The organism is Selenomonas sp. oral taxon 920 (assembly GCF_001717585.1).
Lineage (GTDB): Bacteria > Bacillota > Negativicutes > Selenomonadales > Selenomonadaceae > Centipeda.
This window is the reverse complement of sequence record NZ_CP017042.1, coordinates 648,810-674,294: the sequence shown is the minus strand read 5'-3', so window position 1 is coordinate 674,294 and position 25,485 is coordinate 648,810. Positions and strand designations below refer to the sequence as shown.

43 protein-coding genes and 1 other RNA gene are annotated in these 25,485 nt (G+C 52.4%); 1 reads left to right on the top strand and 43 read right to left on the bottom strand.

What is annotated here, in order from left to right:
* Positions 1-2: 2 nt before the first annotated feature.
* From BCS37_RS03125 to BCS37_RS02935, 41 genes are all read right to left on the bottom strand, one after another.
* Complete coding sequence (locus BCS37_RS03125; protein WP_069180114.1) at positions 3-2,168, bottom strand: NlpC/P60 family protein; 2,166 nt, start codon at positions 2,166-2,168, stop codon at positions 3-5.
* A gap of 15 nt (positions 2,169-2,183) precedes the next feature.
* On the bottom strand, positions 2,184-2,870 hold the full coding sequence (locus BCS37_RS03120) for a virion core protein, T7 gp14 family (protein ID WP_069180113.1): 687 nt from the start codon (positions 2,868-2,870) through the stop codon (positions 2,184-2,186).
* A gap of 6 nt (positions 2,871-2,876) precedes the next feature.
* Positions 2,877-3,347 (bottom strand): hypothetical protein, encoded by a 471-nt coding sequence (locus BCS37_RS03115; protein ID WP_069180112.1) that lies wholly within the window; start codon positions 3,345-3,347, stop codon positions 2,877-2,879.
* A complete protein-coding gene (locus BCS37_RS03110) occupies positions 3,340-5,613 on the bottom strand; it encodes a hypothetical protein (protein WP_069180111.1) in 2,274 nt (757 codons plus the stop codon). The genes BCS37_RS03115 and BCS37_RS03110 overlap by 8 nt, the downstream gene beginning before the upstream one ends.
* A 14-nt stretch (positions 5,614-5,627) precedes the next feature.
* Positions 5,628-6,224, bottom strand: a complete 597-nt coding sequence (locus tag BCS37_RS03105; protein ID WP_069180110.1) for a hypothetical protein — start codon at positions 6,222-6,224, stop codon at positions 5,628-5,630.
* Positions 6,225-6,293: 69 nt separating this feature from the next.
* Positions 6,294-6,512: a hypothetical protein gene (locus tag BCS37_RS12045; protein ID WP_159057711.1), complete on the bottom strand. Its 219-nt coding sequence runs from the start codon at positions 6,510-6,512 to the stop codon at positions 6,294-6,296.
* Positions 6,512-6,901 (bottom strand): hypothetical protein, encoded by a 390-nt coding sequence (locus BCS37_RS03100; protein ID WP_069180109.1) that lies wholly within the window; start codon positions 6,899-6,901, stop codon positions 6,512-6,514. The genes BCS37_RS12045 and BCS37_RS03100 overlap by 1 nt, the downstream gene beginning before the upstream one ends.
* 17 nt (positions 6,902-6,918) lie before the next feature.
* Positions 6,919-7,905, bottom strand: a complete 987-nt coding sequence (locus tag BCS37_RS03095) for a major capsid protein (RefSeq protein ID WP_069180108.1) — start codon at positions 7,903-7,905, stop codon at positions 6,919-6,921.
* An 18-nt stretch (positions 7,906-7,923) separates the two neighbouring features.
* Positions 7,924-8,529 carry a hypothetical protein gene (locus BCS37_RS03090; RefSeq protein WP_069180107.1) on the bottom strand — a complete coding sequence of 202 codons (606 nt, stop codon included), beginning with the start codon at positions 8,527-8,529 and terminating at the stop codon, positions 7,924-7,926.
* Positions 8,504-8,794: a Bbp19 family protein gene (locus BCS37_RS03085; RefSeq protein ID WP_069180106.1), complete on the bottom strand. Its 291-nt coding sequence runs from the start codon at positions 8,792-8,794 to the stop codon at positions 8,504-8,506. Before BCS37_RS03085 ends, BCS37_RS03090 begins: the two co-directional genes overlap by 26 nt.
* 3 nt (positions 8,795-8,797) lie before the next feature.
* Positions 8,798-10,498, bottom strand: coding sequence for a portal protein (locus tag BCS37_RS03080; protein ID WP_069180105.1), 1,701 nt, complete (start codon positions 10,496-10,498; stop codon positions 8,798-8,800).
* Positions 10,499-10,503: 5 nt separating this feature from the next.
* Positions 10,504-10,749: a hypothetical protein gene (locus BCS37_RS03075; protein ID WP_069180104.1), complete on the bottom strand. Its 246-nt coding sequence runs from the start codon at positions 10,747-10,749 to the stop codon at positions 10,504-10,506.
* Positions 10,750-10,771: 22 nt separating this feature from the next.
* On the bottom strand, positions 10,772-12,100 hold the full coding sequence (locus BCS37_RS03070) for a terminase large subunit domain-containing protein (RefSeq protein ID WP_069180103.1): 1,329 nt from the start codon (positions 12,098-12,100) through the stop codon (positions 10,772-10,774).
* Positions 12,093-12,470 (bottom strand): terminase small subunit, encoded by a 378-nt coding sequence (locus tag BCS37_RS03065; RefSeq protein ID WP_069180102.1) that lies wholly within the window; start codon positions 12,468-12,470, stop codon positions 12,093-12,095. Before BCS37_RS03065 ends, BCS37_RS03070 begins: the two co-directional genes overlap by 8 nt.
* Before the next feature lie 118 nt (positions 12,471-12,588).
* Positions 12,589-12,963 carry a hypothetical protein gene (locus BCS37_RS03060; RefSeq protein ID WP_069180101.1) on the bottom strand — a complete coding sequence of 125 codons (375 nt, stop codon included), beginning with the start codon at positions 12,961-12,963 and terminating at the stop codon, positions 12,589-12,591.
* 135 nt (positions 12,964-13,098) lie between these two features.
* Positions 13,099-13,617: a hypothetical protein gene (locus BCS37_RS03055; RefSeq protein WP_069180100.1), complete on the bottom strand. Its 519-nt coding sequence runs from the start codon at positions 13,615-13,617 to the stop codon at positions 13,099-13,101.
* Positions 13,618-13,635: 18 nt separating this feature from the next.
* The gene (locus tag BCS37_RS03050; RefSeq protein ID WP_069180099.1) at positions 13,636-13,908 is read right to left on the bottom strand and encodes a hypothetical protein; all 273 of its coding nucleotides are present in this window, start codon (positions 13,906-13,908) and stop codon (positions 13,636-13,638) included.
* An 11-nt stretch (positions 13,909-13,919) separates the two neighbouring features.
* Positions 13,920-14,303, bottom strand: a complete 384-nt coding sequence (locus BCS37_RS03045) for a hypothetical protein (protein WP_069180098.1) — start codon at positions 14,301-14,303, stop codon at positions 13,920-13,922.
* A 13-nt stretch (positions 14,304-14,316) separates the two neighbouring features.
* Positions 14,317-14,703 carry a single-stranded DNA-binding protein gene (locus BCS37_RS03040; protein ID WP_069180097.1) on the bottom strand — a complete coding sequence of 129 codons (387 nt, stop codon included), beginning with the start codon at positions 14,701-14,703 and terminating at the stop codon, positions 14,317-14,319.
* The gene (locus BCS37_RS03035) at positions 14,700-15,101 is read right to left on the bottom strand and encodes a hypothetical protein (protein WP_069180096.1); all 402 of its coding nucleotides are present in this window, start codon (positions 15,099-15,101) and stop codon (positions 14,700-14,702) included. Before BCS37_RS03035 ends, BCS37_RS03040 begins: the two co-directional genes overlap by 4 nt.
* A gap of 110 nt (positions 15,102-15,211) precedes the next feature.
* Positions 15,212-15,595 carry a hypothetical protein gene (locus tag BCS37_RS03030; RefSeq protein WP_069180095.1) on the bottom strand — a complete coding sequence of 128 codons (384 nt, stop codon included), beginning with the start codon at positions 15,593-15,595 and terminating at the stop codon, positions 15,212-15,214.
* A complete protein-coding gene (locus BCS37_RS03025; protein WP_069180094.1) occupies positions 15,592-16,065 on the bottom strand; it encodes a class I SAM-dependent methyltransferase in 474 nt (157 codons plus the stop codon). Before BCS37_RS03025 ends, BCS37_RS03030 begins: the two co-directional genes overlap by 4 nt.
* Positions 16,066-16,076: 11 nt before the next feature.
* Positions 16,077-16,424 (bottom strand): hypothetical protein, encoded by a 348-nt coding sequence (locus BCS37_RS03020; RefSeq protein WP_069180093.1) that lies wholly within the window; start codon positions 16,422-16,424, stop codon positions 16,077-16,079.
* 5 nt (positions 16,425-16,429) lie between these two features.
* A complete protein-coding gene (locus BCS37_RS03015; RefSeq protein ID WP_069180092.1) occupies positions 16,430-16,666 on the bottom strand; it encodes a hypothetical protein in 237 nt (78 codons plus the stop codon).
* A gap of 227 nt (positions 16,667-16,893) precedes the next feature.
* A complete protein-coding gene (locus BCS37_RS03010) occupies positions 16,894-17,328 on the bottom strand; it encodes a DUF1064 domain-containing protein (protein WP_069180091.1) in 435 nt (144 codons plus the stop codon).
* A 14-nt stretch (positions 17,329-17,342) separates the two neighbouring features.
* Complete coding sequence (locus tag BCS37_RS03005) at positions 17,343-18,149, bottom strand: phosphoadenosine phosphosulfate reductase family protein (RefSeq protein ID WP_069180090.1); 807 nt, start codon at positions 18,147-18,149, stop codon at positions 17,343-17,345.
* 9 nt (positions 18,150-18,158) lie between these two features.
* Positions 18,159-18,539 (bottom strand): hypothetical protein, encoded by a 381-nt coding sequence (locus BCS37_RS03000; RefSeq protein WP_107528581.1) that lies wholly within the window; start codon positions 18,537-18,539, stop codon positions 18,159-18,161.
* Between the two features lie 109 nt (positions 18,540-18,648).
* Positions 18,649-19,515 carry an ATP-binding protein gene (locus BCS37_RS02995; protein ID WP_237142742.1) on the bottom strand — a complete coding sequence of 289 codons (867 nt, stop codon included), beginning with the start codon at positions 19,513-19,515 and terminating at the stop codon, positions 18,649-18,651.
* On the bottom strand, positions 19,409-20,221 hold the full coding sequence (locus BCS37_RS02990; RefSeq protein WP_069180089.1) for a hypothetical protein: 813 nt from the start codon (positions 20,219-20,221) through the stop codon (positions 19,409-19,411). The genes BCS37_RS02995 and BCS37_RS02990 overlap by 107 nt, the downstream gene beginning before the upstream one ends.
* A 36-nt stretch (positions 20,222-20,257) precedes the next feature.
* On the bottom strand, positions 20,258-20,725 hold the full coding sequence (locus tag BCS37_RS02985; RefSeq protein WP_069180088.1) for an endonuclease domain-containing protein: 468 nt from the start codon (positions 20,723-20,725) through the stop codon (positions 20,258-20,260).
* A 15-nt stretch (positions 20,726-20,740) separates the two neighbouring features.
* Entirely contained in the window at positions 20,741-21,046 is a 306-nt protein-coding gene (locus tag BCS37_RS02980; RefSeq protein ID WP_069180087.1) for a hypothetical protein, read from the bottom strand.
* A gap of 5 nt (positions 21,047-21,051) precedes the next feature.
* A complete protein-coding gene (locus BCS37_RS02975; protein ID WP_069180086.1) occupies positions 21,052-21,288 on the bottom strand; it encodes a hypothetical protein in 237 nt (78 codons plus the stop codon).
* On the bottom strand, positions 21,285-21,989 hold the full coding sequence (locus BCS37_RS02970) for a putative HNHc nuclease (protein ID WP_237142731.1): 705 nt from the start codon (positions 21,987-21,989) through the stop codon (positions 21,285-21,287). Before BCS37_RS02970 ends, BCS37_RS02975 begins: the two co-directional genes overlap by 4 nt.
* Complete coding sequence (locus BCS37_RS11715; RefSeq protein WP_083205762.1) at positions 21,986-22,654, bottom strand: ERF family protein; 669 nt, start codon at positions 22,652-22,654, stop codon at positions 21,986-21,988. Before BCS37_RS11715 ends, BCS37_RS02970 begins: the two co-directional genes overlap by 4 nt.
* 10 nt (positions 22,655-22,664) lie before the next feature.
* Entirely contained in the window at positions 22,665-23,126 is a 462-nt protein-coding gene (locus BCS37_RS02960) for a siphovirus Gp157 family protein (protein WP_069180085.1), read from the bottom strand.
* Complete coding sequence (locus BCS37_RS02955) at positions 23,123-23,401, bottom strand: hypothetical protein (RefSeq protein WP_069180084.1); 279 nt, start codon at positions 23,399-23,401, stop codon at positions 23,123-23,125. The genes BCS37_RS02960 and BCS37_RS02955 overlap by 4 nt, the downstream gene beginning before the upstream one ends.
* A 2-nt stretch (positions 23,402-23,403) precedes the next feature.
* Positions 23,404-23,577: a hypothetical protein gene (locus BCS37_RS12040; protein WP_159057709.1), complete on the bottom strand. Its 174-nt coding sequence runs from the start codon at positions 23,575-23,577 to the stop codon at positions 23,404-23,406.
* A gap of 43 nt (positions 23,578-23,620) precedes the next feature.
* Entirely contained in the window at positions 23,621-23,905 is a 285-nt protein-coding gene (locus tag BCS37_RS02950) for a hypothetical protein (protein WP_069180083.1), read from the bottom strand.
* Complete coding sequence (locus BCS37_RS02945) at positions 23,902-24,219, bottom strand: LysM peptidoglycan-binding domain-containing protein (RefSeq protein ID WP_069180082.1); 318 nt, start codon at positions 24,217-24,219, stop codon at positions 23,902-23,904. The genes BCS37_RS02950 and BCS37_RS02945 overlap by 4 nt, the downstream gene beginning before the upstream one ends.
* Positions 24,212-24,607, bottom strand: a complete 396-nt coding sequence (locus BCS37_RS02940) for a helix-turn-helix domain-containing protein (protein WP_069180081.1) — start codon at positions 24,605-24,607, stop codon at positions 24,212-24,214. Before BCS37_RS02940 ends, BCS37_RS02945 begins: the two co-directional genes overlap by 8 nt.
* 75 nt (positions 24,608-24,682) lie before the next feature.
* An RNA gene (locus BCS37_RS02935) (hammerhead ribozyme type II) lies at positions 24,683-24,747 on the bottom strand.
* A gap of 56 nt (positions 24,748-24,803) precedes the next feature.
* Between BCS37_RS02935 and BCS37_RS12035 the strand changes: the two genes are divergently transcribed.
* Positions 24,804-24,980 carry a hypothetical protein gene (locus tag BCS37_RS12035; RefSeq protein WP_159057708.1) on the top strand — a complete coding sequence of 59 codons (177 nt, stop codon included), beginning with the start codon at positions 24,804-24,806 and terminating at the stop codon, positions 24,978-24,980.
* On the opposite strand, the gene BCS37_RS02930 is transcribed toward BCS37_RS12035, so the two are convergent.
* Positions 24,977-25,198: a hypothetical protein gene (locus BCS37_RS02930; RefSeq protein ID WP_069180080.1), complete on the bottom strand. Its 222-nt coding sequence runs from the start codon at positions 25,196-25,198 to the stop codon at positions 24,977-24,979. The two genes, BCS37_RS12035 and BCS37_RS02930, sit on opposite strands and share 4 nt — an antisense overlap.
* Before the next feature lie 51 nt (positions 25,199-25,249).
* Positions 25,250-25,459, bottom strand: a complete 210-nt coding sequence (locus BCS37_RS02925; RefSeq protein ID WP_069180079.1) for a DUF739 domain-containing protein — start codon at positions 25,457-25,459, stop codon at positions 25,250-25,252.
* Between the last annotated feature and the right edge of the window lie 26 nt (positions 25,460-25,485).

Sequence of the window (25,485 nt, the reverse complement as noted above, 5' to 3'; positions counted from 1 at the left end):
CGTTATTTACCGTATACGATCTCTTTTCCGCTCTTTCCGCTTTGCATACCATTGATGAGGTCATCTGTCTTTATGTGATATGCACCGCCACCATTAATCAGAGTGACAATGGAATTGCCGCCTCCTGCATCTACAACACTTGCAATACCTATGTTAAAGAGCTGCGCTTCATTCGTATCGATCTTGTTTCCACCAAAACCGAAGAACCCACCGCTCCCAGAGATTGTCATAGGAGCCATCTCTCCCGCCATCTTCTCAATAATCCACTGCTGAGACGGCATTTCCCCGTTATGGTCTTTTTGATACTCACGAATAAGATAGCCTGTCGAATCCTGTGCAACAGCAAAATTCGAATCAAACATCCCGTTTTCATATCCGCCAAGCCCCGTCTTGACTGCCTGTTTGATGCTTCCCCAGTCATACTTAAATGCGCCTTTGCCGGTCTTGTAATCATCAATGACATCCAGCAGTTCTTTTCGCATACTATTTTCCATATGCGGATTTCCGATGATCGTATCATAAGCATCGTTGATGCTGATCTTTCCTGTTTGCAGGGCGTTGATCAACTGATATTTATACTCCGGCCCCGATATTTTAAGGGCGGCCGCTTCTGCTGCTGCGCGTCGATTTGCCGCTGCCTCTGCTCGTGCTTGATCTGCCTGTCCGGCTTTCATGGCACTGTTCATCAGTTTTACCGAGACGCGCGGATTATCGCCGGCAATGCTTGTAATGACCGACTGATATTCAGCTACCGAATGATACTGTCCATCATTTTGGAGCTGCATAATTGCCATCTGCCCCTGTTCAAGCAGGCGATTATCTTCTCGGTCACGCACAGCAAGCTGTTTCTGCAATGTGCCGAAAATCTTATCTGTTCGCTCCTCGATCTCCATTTCAGAGGGCGGAGTCTCCATCACACCGCGCCCGAAACCAACTACGGGATAAAGGTTCAAATCAATCTCAGCGACACCATGATTGCCAGACTGCATAACCTTTCCTGTCTTTGCGTTGTAGATGCCAACGTGCGAAATGCCATATTGGCCTTCCTCGCCACCTGTTTTCGTCCAGAAAACAAGATCGCCGTCGTGTAAATCTTGCGGGTCGCTGAACGCTCTCCCCATTCCTTTTAATTCAACATATTGATCATCCGCGCAACGACTGGAAAGGTTCAGTCCATAGAGCGCAGCGGCTTGTAGAACCCACGAGCCACAGTCATATGTTCCATCTGCTCCGTTGAGTGGTGCGTTCAGCTGATACGTTGCGCCTTTTGTCTGTTCATAGAACGCATGCAGTCCATCTGTGCTCTGAGTGTTCCCGTGTATATTTTTCTGAACCCACGCCTTAACTGTATCTCTTGACGCCTCAATACCAAGTTCATTCATGGCCTGTTGAGATTCAGCAAACTCCATCTCCTGCTGTGCGTGTTTGCGCACCGCACCGAGCGCCGCTGTCCGCTGATTCGGGTCCATGTATTTTCCGTACTTATTGCTGATTTCATCCATGCGCTTAAAATCCGCCGTCTGCATCGCAAGGGACATTGCCTGCCCGACAGCCTGCCGCGCGATCACATCCACCTCATGTTTAACCCGTTCTTCCCCGTAAGCGCTGTACATTCCGCGTGCAAGGGCCTCACCCCGATTGATTGCCATATCAACAGCCGCATCATTGCCCCCATATTCAAGCACGTTGTCAAGGCAAACATCCACGGCATTTTTGTACTGCGTGTTCTTATACGCCTCAAGCTGTTCCTGCTGATACCGCATGACATTCGTGCGCCGCGTTACATTGTCGCGCTCCGTGAACTCATAGAACGCTCTTGCGCCCGCCCCATAACGCAGAACGCCTTTGTATTTTGCAGATACGGCATCCATTGTTTTTTTCTGGAGCTTGTCATAGTCCTCGGTGATGTTGAGTGCGCCCTCCTCTTTCTTCTGCATAAGCTCAAACGTGCCCTCACTCATGAGCTTGTTATACATGTTGTTGGCCGCAAGCGCCTGTGTCTGCTCCACCTGATCTTTCAACGTCATAGCACCCTTAGCAAGCACATTTCCGGTTTCTCCCTGTGCCTGCGCAAGCGCCTGTGCGCCTTGATTGCTGTATTGTACGCGGGTGATCTGCGCCGCAGGAGTGCCGACGCCCTCTTTGTTCTGAAACGGTGAAAAATCCATGAAGCAAACCTCCTCTTATCTCATGGAGAAAAATGTACTTTGGCGTGGCATCCCGTATCCCCGCGCATTATAATTTCCAATGTGACTGCCAAAACTTGTGCCTTTACCGCCCCATCCGTGCAGTCCAACGCTCCAATCCCGACCGCCGAACGAACCGACCTGCATTCCCGTCGCCTCTGCGGTCTTTTGTGATGCAGAGCTGACGCCCGTATAGAGATTGCTTGCCAGTGAAAATGCGCCTGTGAGCATACTGTTCATCATGGCGCGGCGTCCCGCTGCGCGATAATCACTTGCGTTGGCACTGTGGAAGTTCGACTGATTCTGGAAATCTGTCGACTGCTGCAGCATGTTATCAACCTGCTGACGCCCATTGTAGAGACTCATGCCTGTCTGCTCATTGATTGCATAGCCCGTATCTGCAAGGGCCGCCGCAGCACTTCCGGATGCCGTGACACCGCTCGCACCGATTGCCGCACGCTGCTGACCCATCCGAAGGAGCGCCCTGCGTCGCTCATTCTCTGCATTGATCTTGTTATTCTCGTCCTGCCGTTCGGCGGTCTCCTGCGCCTTGTCCGCGTTCATCTGCGCGATCTGCGCATTCTGTTCCGACTGCCGCGCCGCCGCTTCTGCCTGCGCCTGTTGTGCCCTCCCCTGCATCCACGAGGAAAAGAGCGTTCCCACCACCATTGCCGCTACGCCCATAACTACTCACTCCAATTCTTTGAAAAACTCAAACAGATGATAGGGAAGCCCATACAAGCCCATCGGCTGCGGCTCATGAACAACCGCGCCAAGCCACCTGAGCCATGCAATCGTCGCATCATTCCCCTTGTCGACATAGTTATAGAGATATTCCCAGTCATGCAAAAACGCGCGGATTCCTTCGCGCGTCTTCTTGCCCGTATAGATTTTATGCTTCGCCGTCTCCGCAGTCGCAAGCATCCAGATGATACCGTGCCGGAGAATAGGATTCGTCTCAATAACGCCAAACGCTGAAATAATAACGCCGTCGCAGTAACATGCATATGCCGCTTTGCTGTTACGCCAACAACGCATCACCTCAGCTTCGACGTTCGGCCCCGTCATACCGATCAGCTCGCGCCGATCTTCGGGACGCAGATGTGCGGCAAGATAGGAGAGATCATCATCGGTTGGGGTGCGATAAGTAAACTCAGCCACCTGCTTCCACCTCCGGCACAATGGATAGAATCGTCAGCGGAAGAGGGTCAACCTGCTTGATCGTCAAATACACCGTGTCTTCATAGCTTGCGCCCGGAATTACAACATGACGCTTGCCACTGTAAAGTTCAATCGGGTTGTCATATTTTTCTGTAGAACGCCACTTGATCGCATCAAGGCGCTTTTCGCCAACGCCATAAAACCCGCCGCGCGTATCACGGAAAAGTATTGTCATGCGTGAGACACGTTTCTTGCGTCCCATATAAGAGCCGTCCTGTGCGCTGAACTCAATCGGCATTGTTTGGACTACACTCTCATACGGCAAGCCCACAGTGATCTTGCTAAATTTTTTCGGCAGCTTAAGAACGCCGTCACTATCTACTCGCAGCTCCTGTAAAACATTTCCGTCAACAAGAACAGAAACGTCCTTGCCAGAGAGCCACACAAGCCCTGTGAGGTTGTCTTTTGCCCCTCCCTGATAAACATATCCACTGTCTACATAAAACTGCTCCTGCGGCGCCGTGTTGCGTATCTGCGAGCCCATCTGCTCGACGTAATGTGTGCCATCCCTCTCAACGACCGCCCAAAGTTCTTCCTCACGATTGCCGGAGATTGTGCACACGTCCGCGAACTTCCCTGCCGTTGTGTGCTTGTGCCATGCGTAGACATCTTGCTCCTTGATATAGGTCATACCGAGAAGCATCCCATCTTCACGCACGCACCAAACAATCGTATTCGGCGTCTGCTGGTAGGCAAGCGCGACAATCGTCTGCCCCTCAAAGAGATGCGCAGCAAGGAGAGATACGTCATCTCCCGTGTACTTATCCACGTCATAGCTATATGTGAGATCACGGATAACACTGCCTTGATGCTGCACATAGACAATGCGACCGCCAATAACGACAGGTGTCAGATTGTTGATGCCGCGATACTCCTGCGGCTCCGCCTTCTGATTCGTCGGTGTGAACACCTCATTCCCACCGCCGACTTTGTACTCTCCGCCGGAGGTGAGCATGAGCATTTCGCCGAACGGGATAATCGCGCGAATACCATTCATTTGACCGCCCGAAAGCGTGCCTGTGATTGCGTCACTGTCCTGCTGCGGGGTATTGACCCAGAAATTGTAATAGTCCCCCGACTGCGATGCCCAATAGGTCTGCGGCTTCGCTCTGCTCCCTGCAAAGACAAGGCGGTCTTCAAAGAAGCTCACCGCTTGCGGATAGCCTTTTTTCGCGCTCCACGCCGAGAGAGAGAAATCATTCGTCGCCTCCGTGTCTGCAAGTTCTCTCGTTACTGTTGCCGCAGCGCTTGTTGCGGAGTTGACTGCCGTAATCCGCGCAACACCATAATAGTCCTGCGCAAACGTCTGGATGGTCACATAGCCACGCTGCCGCTCGTTTTCGTTTGCCCATACAGAGGTATCAAATTCATTGCTGCGCACACGATATTCGATAATATCATCACTCTTGTTCGTGTAGTTCAGCGTATAGTTCTGCGTGCGGTTCGCGTGCTGTTCTTGGAGTGCAATCCACTTATCCGTCGACTTATCGTGCTTCTCCACGATAAAATGGCCGTTCCAGAATCCAAAGGACTCCACATAAACCGTCCCACCAGGAATACAGCGGACAACAAGCGGAGTTATTGGATTACCTGCCTTTAATTGCCCGCCCATTGTATGACCAAGACGAATGAGACTGCCAACCATATCCTCTGTAAAATAATTGACACTTGCCACAAGCGTCACATCTCCACGCACGGCAGAAGCGCCGATCTTTACATCTTCTTTTTTGTTAGGGTCGTCAAACGGGCCTCCTGCAATATCCATCCGCTCAAGCTTCCACTCTGTCACGCCATAGCGCGTGAGCGTCATCGGCGGATGATTAACATGCACAAGAAAGAGTACGTCCGCAGATTGCGTGTACTTGATATCCGGAAGATCGTCCTCTTTGTATTCCGTCGGAATCGTGAGCGGATTCCCGTCTTTAACGACAATCCCGCCTTGTGTGAATATCCGTACGAATCCTTCCGTAAACTCAAGCACATAACTCTGTTCCGTTGAATACTGAAACGGAATCAGCCGCGCTTTTCGCCCGCCCTGTGTCTTTGCCACATAACGAAAGCCGGGGCGGCGCGTTGCTCCTCCATAACGCAGGACAATCATGTTCTCAAGCCTTGATGCGCCCACATCATATTTCTGCAGATCTGTGCGTCCATAGAGCGCAGGGGTCAGTTCACCTCCTGCAAAACTAGGCTTGAGTGGATACATCTGCCCTCCTGCCATCAGAAGTCACCCCCAAACCGCGCAGCAATGAGTGTATATGGTTCTTTGTCTCTCATGTTTTGCTCATCCTCGTTGTTCGCCGCGGCATCCAAGAAGAGCGCCATATACTGCTCATCACAGTATCCGGGAAGTTGTGCATTCCCCGTCAGCTTAAACGCGATAGCGCCCGCAAGTTTCCAACTCAAAGCCTCGATAAATTGCTCATCAAAGAGTCCTGTGTCATCGATGTCCGCCGTATACTCTGCCGATACATTCGCCACATTGGTGTAGATAGCGCGTCCTTCTTTGTCGCTGACAATCTGATACCCCGTATACGCGGGAATATTATCGAAATAAGCATTATAAAGCTTTCGCAGTGCAACACATGACGCGGGATAACGATAGGCATAGGAAAAGCCCTGTGGCTTATCCGTAAGCTCTGCAAGCTTCACACGCCTTGTCGCCCACGTCCACGGATATTTTCGAAGTACAACACGGCGGCAGTGGTCATAAAATTGACTGCATGCACGCGCAGGCTCGCTCGGCTCTGTGAGTGCCTCAATGTTGTCAATCCCAATACGCGAAAGAGCCATATTGCAGACATCAATCTTATCCATTATTCCACCTCCTTAAAGAGAAAAAGGGCTGACGCATGACGAAAACACCTGCACACATCAGCCCACTCCTTATTTCTTACGCCCTTTCTTTCCCGCGACCGCCTCGTTCGTTACAGGTTCATCAACGGATTCCACCGTTTCAGGCTGCGTATTGTCTGCATCAGGCACTGTCTCTTCCAGTACATCAAAATACGGAGGCACCTCCACCTCCGCAGGAAGATCGACCATCTCGCCCTTCTCGTACAGTCTGTTTCGGAACTGACAGGTTGTATTAACGCAATACCTCATCAGAGATTCACCGCCGTTCCGGAACTCATGTACGCCGTAAGTTTACCGCCCGTCGGTGCATTGCCAGCAATCACAAGGCGAACATAACGATTGCCCGCACGAATCGGCGCATAGAACTGTGCAAGCGTCGCAGCCTTCTTGGTCTGGTTGACCGATGCCCCAACCGTAACGCTCATCTCCGTCACGGGTGCGGCGAATGCAGCTGTTGCCGAGGACTGCACGGTGATCGTCTCCACTTTGCCAGACGTGACAGGCGCAGTCAGCTTGACATCGATAAAGAGCGGATGCACGAATGCGCCGCCAAGACCAATGTCGAGCACCTCGCTCGTAACAGACGCCGCCGTTGCGACGTCATTGCAAAAAATCAGTTCGTTGTCGATATAAGCCATAACCTATACTCCTTCCTTTAGGCAATCTTGCTCTCAGTACCGAGAATCGCATCGCAGCGCAGAATCGGGACGCCCCAGAAGTGCGTAATCTTCTTTCCGCCGAACTCGTCAATTGAGAGACGCACATTCGTCTTTTTCGAGGCGAGAATGTCAAGATACGTCTGCACCGCACGATTGCCAAAGAATGCCATCGTGCACTTGTCGGGATTCTCAATCTGGTTGTATGCGCGGATAAGGTTGTCGACAAACGCATCTGCCGCAGCACCCGTAAACTGCGTCGTGTCAATGTTGGCAACGCGCACAACATAGCGCGGGTCACGCACGCAAAGCCCCATATCCCAGTTGTACTGCGACTGATAGCCCCAATACTTTCCGCCGTCCTTGTCGACCATCTGGACACGGCCATTGTCGCGGTACTTAAAGCCTGCACTCGTTCCTTCGGGAAAAATGCCATAGACGGTATCCTGCCCGTAGCCGACAAGCCAGAGAGAGGTCAGTGCATTGCCCGTACCGCCTGCATCGATGATCTGATCTGCCCAGATCTTATCCTGCGCCGTCTTGCTATAGTAGTACGCAGAGAGCCCCGTAAAGCCCGCAGGGTTGATCTTCTCGTCGCCATAGAAGAAGGTCGTCGCCATCTTCTGGTTCATTGCCTCCTGATAGGCAACATTCTCCGAGAGCCGCCACGCGTTGCTGTTGCCGTTGATCTGCATCAGCTTCTCGTCGATCTCCGCAAGCGCCTCCATGCCGCCGCAGGTAAAGGACTCCGTCTTGCTCTTGGACTTGCCGGGCTTCGTCCCCTTGTTGATGATACGCCATGCCACATCCGGTAGTTCCGCACGGACAAGCGCCGTCTCCATCGTCTTTTCGTTGCACTGCTTAAACGGCATCACGTCAAGAATACGGTTCGTCTTGCTCTGCAGCTCGATAATCTTCTGCTGCGCGAGCTGTCCCTGCGCACCGAAACGCGCTGCCCAATCCTGCAAAGTTACGCAATCACTCATGTTTTATTCCTCCAGTTCTTAATACTTACTGTTTCCAAAAAGCAAATCTGCCGCCGTCTGCTGTGCCGCGGCCTTTCCGTCCGGCGCATTGTCCTCTTTCAGGAGATGACCGATGCGCTGCAAAAACGCCTGTACCGCCGGATGATACGCCGCACCAGATTCGATCAATGCGTTCATGGCATCGGCACCGCCGAATGTGTCCACGGCGATCTTTGCCGCCGCAAGGTTTTCAGGCGTATTGAGTCCCTGCTTAGCGCACTCATTCATCCACTGGTTCTTGATCTCTTCCGCCTGCCGCTGCTGCTCCATCACAATGTCCGCATGCATCTTGAGCAAGCTGTTTGCCTGCTCCTGCGTCATCCTTGCTTCCTTTGCGACGGCCGTAAACGCTTCTTTCTGCTCATCCGAGACCGTCAAACCTTCGGGAAGGTTAAACTCATACACATCAGGAATAACAGGCTCCTGCTGCTGAAAGCCGAACGGATTCTCCGGCGGTGTCGTAGGTGGCGGCTCTTGCTGTCCACCCGGTGGATTGCTCGGCGATGCAGGAGACACCTCCTGCGGCGGTGTGGGTGGTGTGCCCTCCCCCCCCTGCGGTTCAGTCGTCGTCATCGTTTCGTCCATCTTCTAATTCCTCCATTCTTCTTTGATGCTCGCGGCGCATGGCATATTCCAACGCAAGACCATCCGTTGATTCGTTGCCGGATTTAATGCGGCGGATGCAGCGCAGAATCTCTTCGCCAACAGAGCGCCGCCCGTTGGCGAATATGTCCTCACGCCCGTTCCCCGTTGTGTAGTGTTGATTTACGCAACAGAGGTCAAGCACTTCCAAAACAAAACGACGCCCTTCCGGACGCCGCATAATGTTTTCGAGTGTATCTAAATCCATACATCAACCTCCCCCCAGAATGCTGCCAATCGTGTTTTCATTGACTGGCGTTTCAGAAAGGAGTCTTGCCGCTTCTACGCTGTCTCTCAGCGGCTTTGCCATTGCTGCCGCCTGCTGCATCTGCTGTTCCTGCTGCATCTGCTGCGCACGCTGCTGTCGCATCTTCTGCACATCCTGCTCATCACGCATGATCGTTTCAGGCGTGCCGGACATCTGCGCGTGCTCACGAATCGCCGCGTCAAGATCAAGGTTGTCCATGACATCGGGCGATGCGCCCATGAGATTCCCTGCAATCGCAAGGGTTTTCTCCATCGCGTTTGTTCCGACCGCTTTCTGTGCCTGTGCAAGCAACGAGATAAACTCCGCCTTGATACTCCCCTCCTGTCCTTTGAGCTCTTCCGGTAACGGCGGCAAAAGCCCGTTGCGGTAACAAATTTCAAACGCTCGCCGTGTGAGTGGTGCAAGAACCTCGTTGTGCATCTGCTCCAATACAGGAGAGAGCATCAAAAGTTTCTCCTCGTGCCGTTCCGCAACTTCGCGGGCGGTCATTTGCGGATTGTCCTGCTGTGCAAGCATCACAAAGAGATCGTTGTAAAATGCCGCGCCGATCTGCTGCTGTTTGTACTGGATTGTCTGCATGACCTCTCCGCGATCCCCTGTCGCCTCATAGAGCGGTCGGATTCCGTTGATGATATTGTCCGGCACAAGTGTTTCCTTGCCCGGCAGACGGTTGACCTTGCCAACTGAGGCCGGAACAATAAGCGCAGGGTCAGAGCGATGCTCCAAAAGGCGCATATTGATCTTCTCGATCTTCTGCAGCTGCATACAGTTCCCAAGCGCATTGTGCCCGGGTCCGACACCATAGATACCATTGGCAATCACCGTCCAACGCGGCATGAGAAACGGTACTTCGTGATAACCACTGACCTTCAGGAACACATCAGTCTGCGCATCCTCAAAGTAATAGGATTTATACTTGAAGTTGAGCAGAGCGTTTGAATCCGGCTTATAGTCAGCATTCTTCTCAATGAGCATTGTCACGGGGAAATAGTCTTTGAGGTTCTTTGCACGGTACGCGTTACGCACCGCATCGCTTACAACATCCTCGCCGAACTCGTCAACCATCTGCCACGCATTGAACTTGAACTTACGTGCAAACTGTACGACACGCCCCCGCGCATCCACATTGCCCGCGTACTCGCCGCAGGTATAGGGACGCGCCCAAACGCCTGTATTAAAATCCTCTAGGAGAAGTGCTGCACCTGTGCCAAACTGCGTAAGCTCCGCCTCGATGTTGAGCAGCATGTTATAGATATTGCTTTTGGCATAAATGCCCATCAGGACGTCTTGACACTCCTCAAGCCACAGCTTGACTGTGTGATACTCTGCAAGTTCTTTGTCTTGGAGCCCAAGTGCAAACCACGGGCGCGACGGAGATGTAAGCCCGGAGTGCAGCCCAGCGGCACACTTGCCACTCGCCTCCATCGGGTATGGGTCAAGCAGGCAGTAATCGCGGCGTCTGCCGTCCTGCGTCTTGTCCTCGTCAAATCGTCCACGCGTCGGGTTGATATACCTGCTGAGCTGCTTCCATGTGCCCTCAAACTGCGTGCGCTCCGTCATCATCTGTGCGACGATATTTTTCTTGCGGCGTATTGCATCACCGTCGCGCAACATCTCCTGTATTGCTTTTGGCATCTGCGCCATAGCGATCACTCACCCAGCAGAGCTTTTTTGATGCTCCCCATCATATCCGACATATTTCCGGACGCCCCGCTCGTCTTATCTGTCGAGGCGCGCCCCTTTGCCTTTGCAAGCTTGTCATGAATCGACTGCCGCTCACCCGCCGTCGCGCTGTCAATCGTTGCCGCAGCGGCAGAGCCCGGTGCGCTCGTCTTAACAGGCGGTGCAGAGCCACCTCCCCCACCACCGCCGAATCGCTGCAGATCAAACTGCATATCCATTCCTCCTTTCAGATTGTTACATGTCCGCGAACGGATCGTATTCTGCTCCTGCGGCATTGTCTTCAATACCCCCTGCAGACGGATTTATATATACCGGCCGAGCGAACGTCAAGACAAACCCATCGGCAAGATCAGGGCTTTTGCCCGTCCGCTCCTTGAGTTTGTCCTTAGGCTCCAGAATGATGCGCCCAGTCGGATTGAATTTGTACTCTACCGTGGATAACTCTGTCTTGAGCTCTGCATTCTGCGGGATTGCACCGCCCGCCTCAAGCCATGCGCGGCACTTGAAATACATCTCCGCGCGGATATTGGCATAGCGCTGTGCATCCATTGCTATCTCGCCGAAGTTGACCTCCGACACCTGATAGCGCAGCTGACGCAGACGGTCAATCACACCTGCACCCATTGCCCCCGCATCGATAAATGTCGCATGCGGATGATGCTGATTGATACAGTCAATCACACGGCTTGCAGTCTCCATCGTGGAGAGCCCCGCAAATGTGCGTATGTCCTTGAGCCACAGCCCCTGACGGATGCAGAGCACCGTGCGATCATCACCAAACCGCGCCACATCCACGCCGAGGATCACGGGCTGTCCGAGCACATCATCATCTTTGAGCAGTCTGTTTGCGGCGGCCGTGACAAGATCAATCGGGATAACAACGTCAGAGGCCGACGCCGTGAAGTCACATAGGAGCTCTTGGCGAATCTCCATCTCTGTCATCTGCGCCTGCATGTCTTTGAGCTCTTCCGGTGGCAGCACGCCCGTCTCATCTGCTCTGTAAATGCAAGAGTACCAACCCGCCGATTTCTCCGCGTGTTGGTACATCTCGTAAAACTGATTCTGTCCTTTTGGGGTCCCGATGAACACCGCCCATCCTTCGCGGTCTGCAAGCGCAGGGCGAATAACACCGCCCCAGAGCTCCGGCTTGATATCTGCATACTCGTCAAGGATTACCCCGTCAAGATAGATACCGCGCAGCGCATCGGGGTGATCTGCACCAATGATATAGAGACGTGCCCCAGGCGAGCCGTTATGACGCGTGGGAAGCTCCACATAGAGCTCCGACTCATTCACCGTGCGGCCGGGGATAGGATTCGTGTAGTATTTCAGATACTCCCACGATACGCGTTTTGCCTGATTGCGGTATGGCGCAACATAGGCATAGACAGGTGCCTTGCGCTCGTTGAGCACCGCCTTTTTAATCATCTCATTCACCGTACCGACCGTCTTGCCGAAACGACGGTGACAGACAAGCACCGCAAATCGGTTGACAGTGAGCGCAGGATGTATTGTGTCTCTCCAGATCGGGCGCGGCGTGTATGGTATTACAATCTCAGCCATCCTTGCCCTCCCATCGGAAGGTCAGCGGGCCGCCGTCTGTACCACTCACCTGCGTCTTGTTGATGTATACCCCGTCCATCTTGTTGAGGAGATCCATCGCCTTGAGTCGGTCAGGCTTTGCTGTCTCCTCATCGCGGGCAAATTGCGTGAGTAGTTCGCGCCGTTCAGCGGCATCCATAATCTTGTGCGAATCTAGTTCGCGCCGCAGCTCCTCAATACGTTTTTGAATACCAACATTTCCCAACAATCTTGCAGCTGCCGTCCCCGCAACCTTATCTGACCGAGGCTTGTATCCCGCGTTTTTGTAAGCTTCGGTGGCATTGCCACACCGTACAAATTCCACACAAAAATTTTCCTGTAACCGCTGCATCATGCCACCTCCTCTCAAAAACAAAAATCCAAAAACTGAAAACTGAAATGTAAAACTGAAACGAATTTTATGTTTCGCACAAACGAAATATAAAAAACCGCAGAAATTTATATCTCACTCATTGCGATTCCAGATTCTCCACACGACGTTGAAACACAACAAGAGTTTTCGCCATCCGTTCAATCGTCTGCTCCCAGAGATCATGCCGTAGAGAGTCATCCTCTGGCTCAAACGGTGCAAAAGACAGATGCAGGAGCTCATGAACAAGGACTTTTTCTACGTCGTACTGAAACGTGAAGTCATACGGTATTTTAGGGTCAAGCAAACGAATAAGTGCTTCACCTTTCGGAAGATTGATAAAGCACTCACCTTCTCGGTCAGGCTCGCTTAATTCGTCAGGTCTCCCGAGCTTAACAACAACCTCCCAGTTATTGAGTTTTAGAATCTCCTGCCATTTGCGGCAAAGGTCATCTATGCAACCACCATGTGTCATAAAGCACCTCGTTTCTCTCCCAACAGAAAAGCCGCCTCGATTGAGACGGCCATACGTAAGGAATAGGAGGAGAGATCAGTGGTTGGGGTTATCCCCAAACTACCCACAATAGCATTTTAGCACCGAAAAACAGCTTTATTGGACGCGTCTATTTAATTTATTTTGTTCCAGTTTTAGATATGCCTCAACGGTACGATCAACGATGTACCTCCACATATCCTTTAGTACTCGCTCAGATGTGAAGAACTCCGTATTGAGAAACCGCTCCCGCATCGCCTCGCAGTACATCATCTGCGTGCGTACAAGCCACGCCCTGCGCCCTCTCCCTGCCTTGTCGCGCGATGCCTTACGACGCGCATCCAGAAATATCCGCTTGCGCTCTGACAATCCGCGCTCGACAAACTCCACCGCCCGCAGCCACGTATAGGCAGGATAGGCATCATCAAACTTGACACCGCGTAGAGCCTCTGCCTCTGTTGGATGCCCCGGCAGATTCCCGCCGCCGCCCTGTACGTTGTTCCCCCGTACATACTCCTCGCGCTGCAATCGGTAGGTTCTTAGCTCCTCCGCATAGTTCAGCAGCATGAATTCTGCCTGTTTGCGATCCTGCCGAATCTCATCTGCCATCTGCAAGGCTATCTCGTTCTCTAACAAGACGGTCCCTCCTATATCTCATTCGCTCTTTGCACGCCGCCCGGTAAGTTCATCCATCAGCTTTTGCCGAAAGCTCCTCTTCACGTCCACATCAACAGATGTGATATCCACCCGCCCTTTTAAGTTTTCCTCAACATCTTCAATCATGTCCTGTAATCGCCATTCCTCAAACTCATCCATGTGCATTAACACAAGGTAGGCGACAAGCACAAAGGCACTAGCCTCCTGGGAGAGCACAAAGCGAAACGCAAAATAGTGTAACGTCTTTTCGTCAGGTGTGAGTTTTGCCATACGGTCTCCTCCTATACCTGCCACCCTGTTTCAAGGTCGTATTTTTTGACATCCGTGATGTACTCAACAAACTTCGCACATCCGTGCTTATCCGCCCATGCACGAAATGTTTGTGTGAGCATTTCGGACAGATCGTCGATGTCCTCTTTCGGAAGATCCATGCTCCAGAAAAAGTTGACCTCTATCCCTTCTGCATCCACATCATCGTCAATCTGATCGAGTACAGATTGACCATCTACGCGAAATTCGAGTATCTCCCCACGTCCGATATTCACCGTATCATATTCGTCGGTATTCTTCCGCGCATGCTCCAGTGCTTCTTCGATGCTCGAAAAGTACCCTTCTCCGCGTTCGTCATCTTCGCCAAAGCCATAAAAGTACAATCCTTCCCACACTTGTACCGCCTCCTCAAAACGGAATATCATCATCGGGTACGGGCGTCCCTGCATATGCTCCTCCGTTTGTAGTGCTTGCCCCGCCGCCCTTGCTGTCGCAGAACTCCATGCTATTGACAACGACCTCTGTCACATAGCGTTTCGTCCCATCATTCGCCTCATAGCTGCGTGTCTGGATGCGCCCTTCGACAGCGATCTTCTGTCCCTTCGAGACATACTGACTGATGATCTCCGCCGTCTTTTCCCATGCAACGCACGAGATAAAATCCGCCTGCGGATTACCATCCCCACTCTTACGCCTGTCAATCGCAAGTGTGAATTTCGCACACGCCTTGCCGCTCTGCGTGTATCTTACCTCTGGGTCGCGCGTGAGCCGTCCGATTCCTACGAAGTGATTCATTTGGATTCCTCCTCTACTGGCTTGCCCGTTCGCAAATCATATAGCACATCCTTTTTCGCAACGGGGATATCCACACGGTACTTAATACCGTGCTCCTGTGCCCAACGTATAAATGTCGCAGTGAGCATCTCACCCAGAACCTCTTTATCTGCCTCCGGCACATCGTCAAGATAGCCCTCATAACACCCGGCGCACTCATCATCGACTGCCTCTTGCAGATTGTCGATCACGCTGTCGTACCAAACGTGCGGCACAAACTCCTCCGTCTCGGTGATATAGACGGTCTCAGCATCAAGGTCTCGCTCTCTCGCTGCCGCAAGCGCCGCCTCAACAGTTTCAAAGCCCGTCCAATATCCCGTGTGCAGGGGATGATAGATGTATGCGTATTTCTTACCCATATGCTCTCCTCCTTCATTGCGTTTTTCGCGTAGATAGTTGTCATATTTTCCGCTTTTTGGTTGATATTCAGCAACTTCAAGCCGATTTTTGCGGTTGTAGTCGCTATTCCTTACGCTTCTCCCAAGAAAAAAACCTCCTCCGGCGCAAGATAACGGACGCGACGCCGTCCTGTTGCGGGGACAACACCATCATCAACAAAATATCTGTAATCTGCTGTTTCCGTCTCAGGGTCATACACCTCGTCGAAAAGGACAATGTTCTCGCTTCGCTCGGTGAGGTCATACCAATTCCCATGTTGCTCCAGAAGGTACTTGGACTCAACCACCTTTGCCCCTGCCATTTGTGCGATTTCCTGTACTTGCCGCAGGAACTCCTGCACATCCACAAGCGCATCGCTCTGAAGCCAAAAGCGGCTGTTGTCAAACTTTGCAATGCAGGTGCACATGTTGCCGCGTGGACAAACAACATTGTTCATCTTCCACTGGAGATTCATATTCTCTCCTCCTCTGGAAATTTCATGAACACCATCCAGATTGTCTTACCCCTCCGGTTCCCGAACAACGGTCGCACGGGGAGAAGTTTCAGAATGTCCGCCGTAGAAATCTGATCTTCTGACCATTTGAAAATCAACACGCCGTAGGGATGCAGAACACGCATACACTCCTCGAATCCTCGGCGCAGATCATTCTGCCATGTGCTTTCGAGCACGCCGTACTTGATGCCGAGCCACGAAGTCTTTCCTGCACTGCACAGGTGCGGCGGGTCAAATACGACAAGCCTGAAACTCTCGTCAGGAAATGGTATCTCTCTGAAGTCAGCGATCAGATCGGGCTTGACCTCGAATCGTCGGCCATCGCACAACGTTTTAGCAAAGCTGCGGTTATCCATGAACACGGTCGCCGAATGCGCCTTGTCGAACCAGAACATCCGAGATCCGCAACATGCGTCAAGTATGTGTTTCATGCAACCGCCTCCTATTTATCTTTTTTTGTCGCTTCAATGATTTGCTTTGACACGTCTAGAATATAGTTCAAGTTATTTTCAGTTGTGTATTGTGCAACGATCATGGTAATCATCGTATCTTTCCCCGGAATAGCGATAAGCAACAGGATGTTTACCATTATCAGCACAACAAATGTTTTTATTTTCTTGTAGTATTTTCCTACAAACGCCTCATAACCGTCGTCAAATTCAACCAAAACATGCACCGCAACGATGATGCAAAAACAGATAAAAGCCGTCATAGTGCCGAGCAGAACCCACCTCAATCCAGAAACTACATCCACCCAATAAAATATCCAGGGGCTAACTATCGGTTCCATTGCGTTCACTCCTCCTCTAACTCCGAGACAAACTCCTCGATGCACGCGATCAGCCCCACCTCCGTCAAGGGAACATGGTCTTTCGTGTAGAGCTCATCAAACCCGTTCTCGGGACATATCGTGCATCCCGTTCCACCGCCCAGCGGAATCTTGTCCACCTGCGCGGAATACCTGTGCCCCTTGTGCTCGAATTGGCAGGCAAGCGTCCCTGCGACGCCCAGCCGCTCTATCTTGTACTCCACTACCGTACCTCCCTAAAATAACGATATCCCGACATCGCTCACAACAGGCTTTTCCTTCTTTGGTCGATATCTACGCCCCGTGTCCACATCACCCGTGAAGGACAAGTGAAATTCATGGCAAGTCGTTGGACGGCGTATCTGCTCGGATGAAAGTGTTATTTCCCGTGCCTCGCAGTAATAACAGTCTTCGCAGGTGATACAGTTGGAGCAGTATCTGCAATATTTCATTACCGCACCTCCCGAAACACAATATCCGTGTCCCTCATCATGTGGAGAAACAGCTTCTTGCGCAGCAGGTAGTCCCGCGTACGCACGCCTTTCACCTCGATCACCTCAGAATGTCCGTCCGCAAACGTCACGAAGAAATCCGCCGTGTAGGTGATCGGCTTCTGATTCTTCCCCATGTTGTCCTTGAACCCCTCAAGAAGCGTGTAGGACGGCTGGAAGCCGATGCGCACGATCTCGCCCGCCTGTTTCTGTGCAAGCAGTTCCAGATACACCTCCGCTTCTCGCTTGCTGTCAAACGTATGCCCGCACACCGTTGTTTTCCGCGCATTGTACTTGTTCGGCTTTTTCCGCTGCGTGCGCAGGATACGCATCACATTCCCGATTGCCTCCCGCGCCGTCGGGTCGGGCTTCTTGCAGGGATGATACTCGTCCATGTCGTAACCGCCTCTCAAACGCTGCTCTCATCCATCCGTAGACCGAATAGCGTAATCTGATCATCATTCTCTTGGATGCGGTTGTCCTCGCCAATCCACCAACGCATGACCTCTGCGCCCGTCTCCCATTGCGTCGGTAAGCCGTCCGCGCGACGCTTGTCAACCATGCGCTGAAATGCCGCCTCGTAGGCTTTCGCATACTGCGGCCAGCGGGCAGCTTCCTGCTTCATCCCTTCGGCTCCCTGATATGGGCACATGATGCACCCAAGACGTTTCTTCCCCTCATCGTAGAGGGAACAGTATGGGATGTTGTAGGTCTTGATATATTCCCATACGTCTTCGTCTGTCCAATCAATGATGGGGTGTATGTATTGCTTTGCACTGTTGCGACTGCACACCTCAACCATCTGCCGATTTGCGCGTTTAGACGATTCGGCGTGACGCACGCCCGTCACGAGAAACCGCCCTTTTCCTCCGCCCTCCTTGAGGTATTGGCAACAGTAACGCACTCTGCGTGTCGGCGGCATACGCTTCTCGACGATCAAGTCCCACATCGTCTTTTGCGGCACGTTGCGGCCTTCCCACGCTTCTGGATAGCATCGGCGAATGAACTGTACCAATTCCGGCGGGTCAACCGTCGTGACGTTGTAGTGTACGTCGTAATCGACGCACGCCCGCTTGCACAGGTCAAGCACGACGCATGAATCCTTCCCGCCCGAGAATGCGACATAGTACCCTTCCTCCGGCTCGTTAAGCCGTAACCGCCTCATCGCGATCTTGACCTTGTCCACCTCGCCAAAGAGTGTTGATTCTTTTAGCATGACCGCTCCTCAGAAATACCCGCGTGCCTTGTTTTTCTCGTTCACGCGCTTCTGCACCTCGCCGCGCAAATACTCGTCGTAGCCGAGCGCATGAAGCCATGAGACACAAACCGTGATAACGTCCGTGAGTTCTTCGGCGAGGAGGACTTCCTCATCTCCAATGCATCCCGCATATTCAACGCCATCCTCATCCGCTTTTTCAAGCGCATAAACTTTTTTCGCCTCCTGTATTGCCTCGTTCGTCTCCTCCATGAGTTTGGCAATCCACTCCACTGTACCCGCATTCCAAAATCTTGTGCACGGCTGCGGCTTTGTTGTGTCAATCTCCCGTTCTATCTCCGTATGGCGTTCTTTTCCCCAACTCTCACGCAAGCCGTCATACAGAGCCAAAACTTCCTCTTTGCTCATATCGTGAAACCTGTAATTTTCAGTGTTACATCCAAAATCAGACAAAATCTGCTTAAGGCGCACAATATCTCCTATCTTTGGCCTTTCCATCTCAGCACGCTCCTTTCATGCGCCAGTCTGCGCCCCGTATCTCTACCCGCTCACACATCTCGTAGATGCGCGACATAATCCGCTGCCCCTGCATATCGTCAATCACGTTGCCACGCCTGTCTACGGTCGCCATGTGACCGATGATCTCCGTCGGGCTGTAGTTGCTCGTCACAACCGTCTGCAAGCGCTCGTTATAGCGGTGGTTGACGATGCAAAAGAGCTGCTCCCCGACCCACTCACTCATTTTCTCTGCACCGAGGTCATCGAGCACCAGAAACGGTGTTTCCTTCACCGCCCGCACTGTCTCCGCCGTCTTGCCGTCCGCGAACGACGCGCGGATGTCTGCCATCAGGTCAGGCACGGACGCAAAGAGCACAGGCTTTCCGGCTCTCGCCCGCTCATTGGCGATGATTGCCGCGAGCTTAGTCTTGCCGGTCCCACGCACGCCATAGACAAACAGCCCGCCGATCTCACCGTCGACCATCATGCGCGCTGCATCTACCGCTCCTTTGTTTCCGCCCGTCACCTCGTAATCTGCGAACGTGTCCGCCTCATAGGCGCGGGGAATATGCGCCGAGGCAAAGAGACGTGCAATCCGCAGGCGCTCCCGCCTGTTGCGCTCGTGCTTGCAAGGGCTGAGAACGTGGTAGAACCGACCACAGGACGTATCCACCACAGGAATCATCCCCCGTGATGTCTGCTTGCAGCTCTCCCCCGTGCATCCGCGACAGAGGTCTTGCAGGCGCTCAATATGCGCAATCTCATCCCGATGCCGCTCGATCTCCTCCGCCAGCAGGTCGTACTTCCCACGGAGGGACGTAGTTTCGGTTTGCCTCTGCGAAATCTGGATACCTCTCGTCGAGAGCACCTTTGCTATGACTGATATGTGCTCCACCCTGTCTCACCTCCTGTTTTTTCAGCGGGTAGAATGTCTTCCACTCCCCGATCACAGCCTCCTCGATAATGGCAATCTTCTCCTCATCGGTACGCGCCAGCTTGTCGAGCTTTGAAAGACTAAGTTGGACTGACCGCTCCGTCGGTATACTCCACTTCGCCTTGCGCATCTCAACATACCCCTTGAGTGCTTCAAGAACTTTGGGGTTCTCTGTATAGCTCTCCAAAAGAAGAGCGACAGCTTTTTCTTTTGGATTTCTTTTTGTCTTAGTCTTAGTCATTGTCTCTTGTCTATATATGTGTGCAGTTTGCGGTGCAGTATTCAGTGCAGTATTTGATGCACTTTCTAGTGCAGTTTGCGGTGCAGTATTCAGTGCATTTAATGCACCCTTTTCTTCACACATATCATTCAGACGATAGAGCGTCGGTTGACCTTTTTTCCCCTGTTTGAAGTCGATGAACCCTAGTCTTTTCAGGAGGTTTCTGTTCTCGATGAGAGTATGGGCACTACTTAGTCCGACTTCTAACATTAGTCTCTGATTTGTCGCCCCGAACCATTCCGTCCAGCCGGCGCGGTTGTTTATGAGAAACAGCCTGAAATAAAGCGCTTGGGCTACGGGCGGGACTAATCCCACGCTAGAATCATAGTAAGATTTTAGAAGTGTCATATACTGCCGCATACATTCACCTCCTTAATTTTTATATGAATGGAGGTGCTACTCCGTCAGCTCTACAGCAGATGGTTCATACGGGCTGCGTCTGATACGCCCAGATGACCAGTCCTGCTCGAATTGAATGCCTTCATCGAACTTTTTGCCGCCATAGGCATAGAACGAATAATCCAATCCGTAGAGAATCTGCCACACTTCATTAACGCAAGCCGCTGCATCAACGAACACCTCACTCGCTGCGAAGCGAATAACCAGCATTCTTTTCGCCATAAGGAAGCGTTCCCTAGCGTAGTCATTAAAGCGTTGCGCCTTCGTCTTATGCGATTCGTGACCGTCGATTTCTATGGCGACCTTAATCGTATCTATCTGGAAACGGTAGTCGACCACAAAGTCGATGATGTATCCACCGCATGGAACTTGCGGGCGTATTCGCGTAGGACGAATCCCCCGCTTTTTTTCTTCTTCACCGCGTTCAATCCATGCGTTATAGAACATGGTTTCAATGTTATTCACAATACTCACCTCTCTCTATGGTCTCGGGAGCTTGCTCCACACAATCACATCATCATGCAACATCTCAGAAAGCTCGTCGAATGCCCACATCACGGTCTGCACGCCATCATCGGTATCACTAAACTCAGGCTCACAACACGCGATGATTTCATTTTCTCGTGTCCCTTCTGTATTCACGAGTAGTGTGAGATACGCCGTGGCGCAACCAATTGTCGATACGCCAACCTCCTTCCAGTAAACTTTTCTTCCTCTGCTGTTTTTGCTCCCTGTTTCGGTAAAGCCATACTCCTTCAGCCGTTCCAGATCTTTAACAACAAACAAATCTCTCACCTCCTATCTCTTACATAATCAACCTCTTCCCCATTGCTCATCTGGATAGTGATGTTTTCCGGATAGTTGTTTGCGTAATTACATTCAGGATCCCCAATCGCGTTTGAAGAAACGTATTTTGCTGACTTAATCTCCTTCGGAATCATATGTGAACTTTCACAAAGGTGTGCTTTCTCTTTACTATCAAAATCTACGCCGCAAAATTCACAGGCATATCGACAAATCTCTTTCATAACGACACCTCCTTCCTGCTCTTCCCCCGCAGGCCGTACACATCCGCGATCCGCTCATCAATCTTGACCGGTTCGAGGATATACCTCTTTAGAAAACCCTCCTGCCCTACCGCGTGAATCTCCGTGTGGTGCTCCCTACACAGGGGGAGCGCACGCATCCCGATGTGACAAATCTCCGTACGGTCACGCCCCATCCCCACGACATCGACATGATGCAGGTCTGCGTGTCGCCCGCATACCGCGCACTTCTTGCTCATGAGACAGGCGTACACATACGCGGCGATATCCTCGCAGTTCTCGATCAGCGGTGCACGCGTCGGGATGTCGTTCTCGATGATGAACTCCACGAGGAAGTTGATGAACTCCCGCGCTGTGGTCACATCGCAGGTTGCAAGAGAGAACAGTCTGCGCTCCATCCCCTCCATGCGGGAGAGCATGAACTCCATCTTGAGCGTCCGCTTCGCACTCTCGACCGTCCCCGCGTTTCGGATGCCGTCGACGTACTCTGCAACCTCACCGATGAGAGCGTACACCTTGCGCCGCTGTTCAGGAGAGATGCGCCGTCCATCGGGCAGAATGATCTCAACATCCTTGTAGTCCCGCAGCATAGCACGGAGAGGGTCGGGCAGGGCTGCGTGTATGACCGCTGTCCCATCCTCCGTGATATCCCTCACCGTGCCAGTCACGCGCTCCTGTATCACGCCACACCTGCCATGATCTCTGCCGCAAGATTCGCCGTGAGCTTGCGCAGCTGCTCCGCCGTGAGTTCGCGCGAGGAGGCTTTGCCGAACAGCTTCCTGCAAATCCCCGCGACTTCTTCCTTCGTGGCATTGATACGCTGCATTTCAGCCGCGAGTTCCTTCATCGCTGCGTGTGCGTCATTGACCGCAGTTGCCTGCGCCTGTGTAGGCGGCTGTGTCTGTTTCTTCGCTTGCTCTTGATTCGCCCCAGAACGCCCTGTACGCGTGTATTCGTCCGTGTCCGCATCCTTGGTGTCATCAATTCCGAAAAGCGCGTTCAGGGCATATTTGCGGGCGTAGGAGGACGTTGCCCCCGTCACCTGCGCTGCGTCCATCCCCTTTTTTTCTGTCTGCTCACGCGCATATGCCGTCGCACTTTCCGCGTCCCCTGTTGCAATGTCCACGGCCGTGACCGTTGCCTTGACGTAGTAACGGTCGCCGATCAGCTCCACTGTGTCTGAGATACGCAGGTACAAACCGTTTTCCTTGAGCAGTGGCTTTACCGCCTCCAGAATGTCCTCCGCGCTGCGATAACGGTACTTGCCGAAGGTGTTCTCCTGCCCCTTCGGTGCTTTCAGTTCGCTCTGCACTGCCATGAGTGCGGCGTAGATTGCCTTTCCTGCCATCGGTATCACCTCACTTGATCTGGATGTTCTTCCGCTCGATCAGCTGCGCCCCCGGAATGACAGCACCGCCCTTGAGCGCCTTGAGCAGTCCATCCTTGTCGATCTTGTCCGGCTGCGAAACGAGGTACTCCGGAGGGATTGCTTCCTCATCCGTGATCTCCGTCGCCTGTGACGCACGGAAGGAGATTTGATATTCCGTCCCCTTGGCTTCTTTCCCGCCGAGATAGGAGGAGAGATATGCTTTCAGTCCCTCCGCCTTGTTCTTTGCCGCCTTCTCACGAGCAGCGAACGCATCTTTCTGCTTCTTCAGGGCTTCCGCCTCTGCGTTCAGTTCCTTCACCCAGCACGCAATGTTGCGGATTTTCTGTTCCTTCTCCATCTTCAGCTCGTCGAGTTTTTCCGCGTCGATGATCTCCCCCGTCTCCATGTCCACGCAGGAGAGGATTGCATTGTCGATGTCATAGAGGTTCATGATGCCAGCACCGCCTTCCTAAATACGTTGATATTGCGTCGGTGTGCCTGTGCGTGCTCATTGACCTTGCGCTCGTACTTGTTGTAACTGAGTGCAGAATCAATTGTCACAAGCGCATCGCCGGAAAAACTATCCTTGTCAATGTAGGTCAGCTCGATGTGCGCCGTCCCCTGATAGCGACGCATTTCCGCCGAGAGGAGTGTCAGCCTCCCAAACGCTTCCTCAAGTTCCACGAGGGCTTTCAGTCCCTCGGGAAGCCGCTTCGGAATCCTCATCTCTACTCCCCCTCATCTATCTCATACGCTGCCGCCGAAAATTCCTGTTCGTCGAAATCAAACGCCTTGAACAGATCGCCACGCTCCATATCCTCGACGATCTCCTCAGCCTCCTCCTCAGATGAGGCTGTTACCTCGACAGCCCCCTCAATACGGAAATTTACCCTGTATCTCATGTTTGCTATTCCTCCTACTTCGTGATATAATCACGCTAGATTGTTATCCTTCTGCGCCTTGAGCGGTTGCCGCCGCTTTGGGCGCTTTTTCTTTTGCGATTCGTGCCGCATTCAAGAACATCATACGGGTTCTGATCTGCGTGATCTGTTCTTCGACTGTTTCAAGTTCATCAATCATTGACAACAGTGTGTTATATGCAACGTCAACCAACTTGTATGAATCACCGTAGGACGCTTCCCACGAGCGATTTCCTTTGAGTGCTACGCAGATGAACAAGTCGCTCATCGCAAGTCTGTCCGCAAGCTCATTCGCCTGTTCCCTTGTCATTCCTCTTCCCCCTTCACCCAGTATGTCATCTGCAACTCGTCGCCCGGACGAATCAGCCCTTTGCGATCTACGAGCCACGGGTTGTTCTCGTAGATGCCCTCTTTATATTCCAAGATGTACCGGCGGGTGCCGGTGTTCTTGGCAAGGTACTCCTCCGCGATATCCCAGAGGGTATCACCGGGCTTGACGACATATGTTTCCTCAACGAGAATCGCATTCTTGCCGTCGTCCCACGGATTCACCGCCCCCGAGAAGAGCGATGCTGCCGCGATGAACGCCCCGCCAACGAGAGCCGCCTTTAAGAACTCACGCATGACCCTTGACCTCCTTTTTCTCCCTCACTTTGCCCACATAACGTGGAAGGCTGTGAATGTACTCCATCACCCACGAATATGGTACTTTTCGCTGATTACTGCTCGGGTCAAGAAGCACATAGACCAGTTCGCCCTTATCCATCCGCGTCTGTACTGTACGCGGCGAACAGCCGAGCAGATCGGCGATCTCGCCGACACTGAGCAGCCGATCGGGCGGATACTCCGCAGGTTTCGGCGGCAGAGCGACCACCTGCGGCAGACGCTCGATAATCCGCTGCTCCAACGCATCAACCTTCTCCGTCAGCTTCTCGTCCGCGATCCTGTCAAAACCCACCATGAGCCCCGCGACGAAAGCATCTGCCGCCGCATCCGTCGCCGTCTTTCCCATAACCTCGCCTCCTATCTATGAGGAAACGTCCCGCCATTCTTGCTATCTACCATGATTCGCCTCGTATCGGCGGAACGTGACCTGCCATCATCAGCGCAGGGCGGTCACTCCCTGCGGACGGGCTTGCGCCCGTTTCGGCTGTGTTGTTGCTCGCCTCACCACCGTGGTATAATCAGGACAGAAAGGAGGTGTTACCATGAGCAATGTCCGAATCACATTGACACCAAACCCCGGACTGTCAAAAGACGAGATATTGAAAATCCTCGCATCCTATGACACCATTACCCCAGAGGCAATCGCAGACGTCATTTTGGCGAATAACGAGCGGATTGCCTTGCGCGTCAACACCTGCATGCAAAGCATCAATCCCTAAGCCTTACAGGTAACAACAAATGTGTGGGCTGTCTTGCCCGTCTGAGCATCCTGAACCTCAATCAGGATGCTCATATTCTTTTCCGCATCCAGTGTGCGTCTCATATTGAGACCTACACCGAGCGTAAAGACCTCCTCGATTGCACCATCCACAAGGATTGCAGCCGAGCCTTTCAGCTCGTTCCCCCCGTGGCTATCCGACTGGAAAATTGTTTTCATCCCCTCACCTCCTTTGCCTCTCGTTGAGAGGTGTTTTATTTGAACGGTAACTTATAAAGCTACTTCTTTGGCAAAAAAAATGGACATAGGATCTTCAATCTCAAGTTCCTCAATCATGATTTCGATTTCATCAGAACCAAAGCGCCCCTTTTTTAACTTGAGTGCGAATGTTTTCGCCGTTATACCAAGCCTTTTTGCCATTTCTCTCTGTGAGATTCGATGTTTTGCCATCAGACCAATAAGATCATCCGTTTTTATCATCTATACATCCCCCTTTCAAAAGTAAC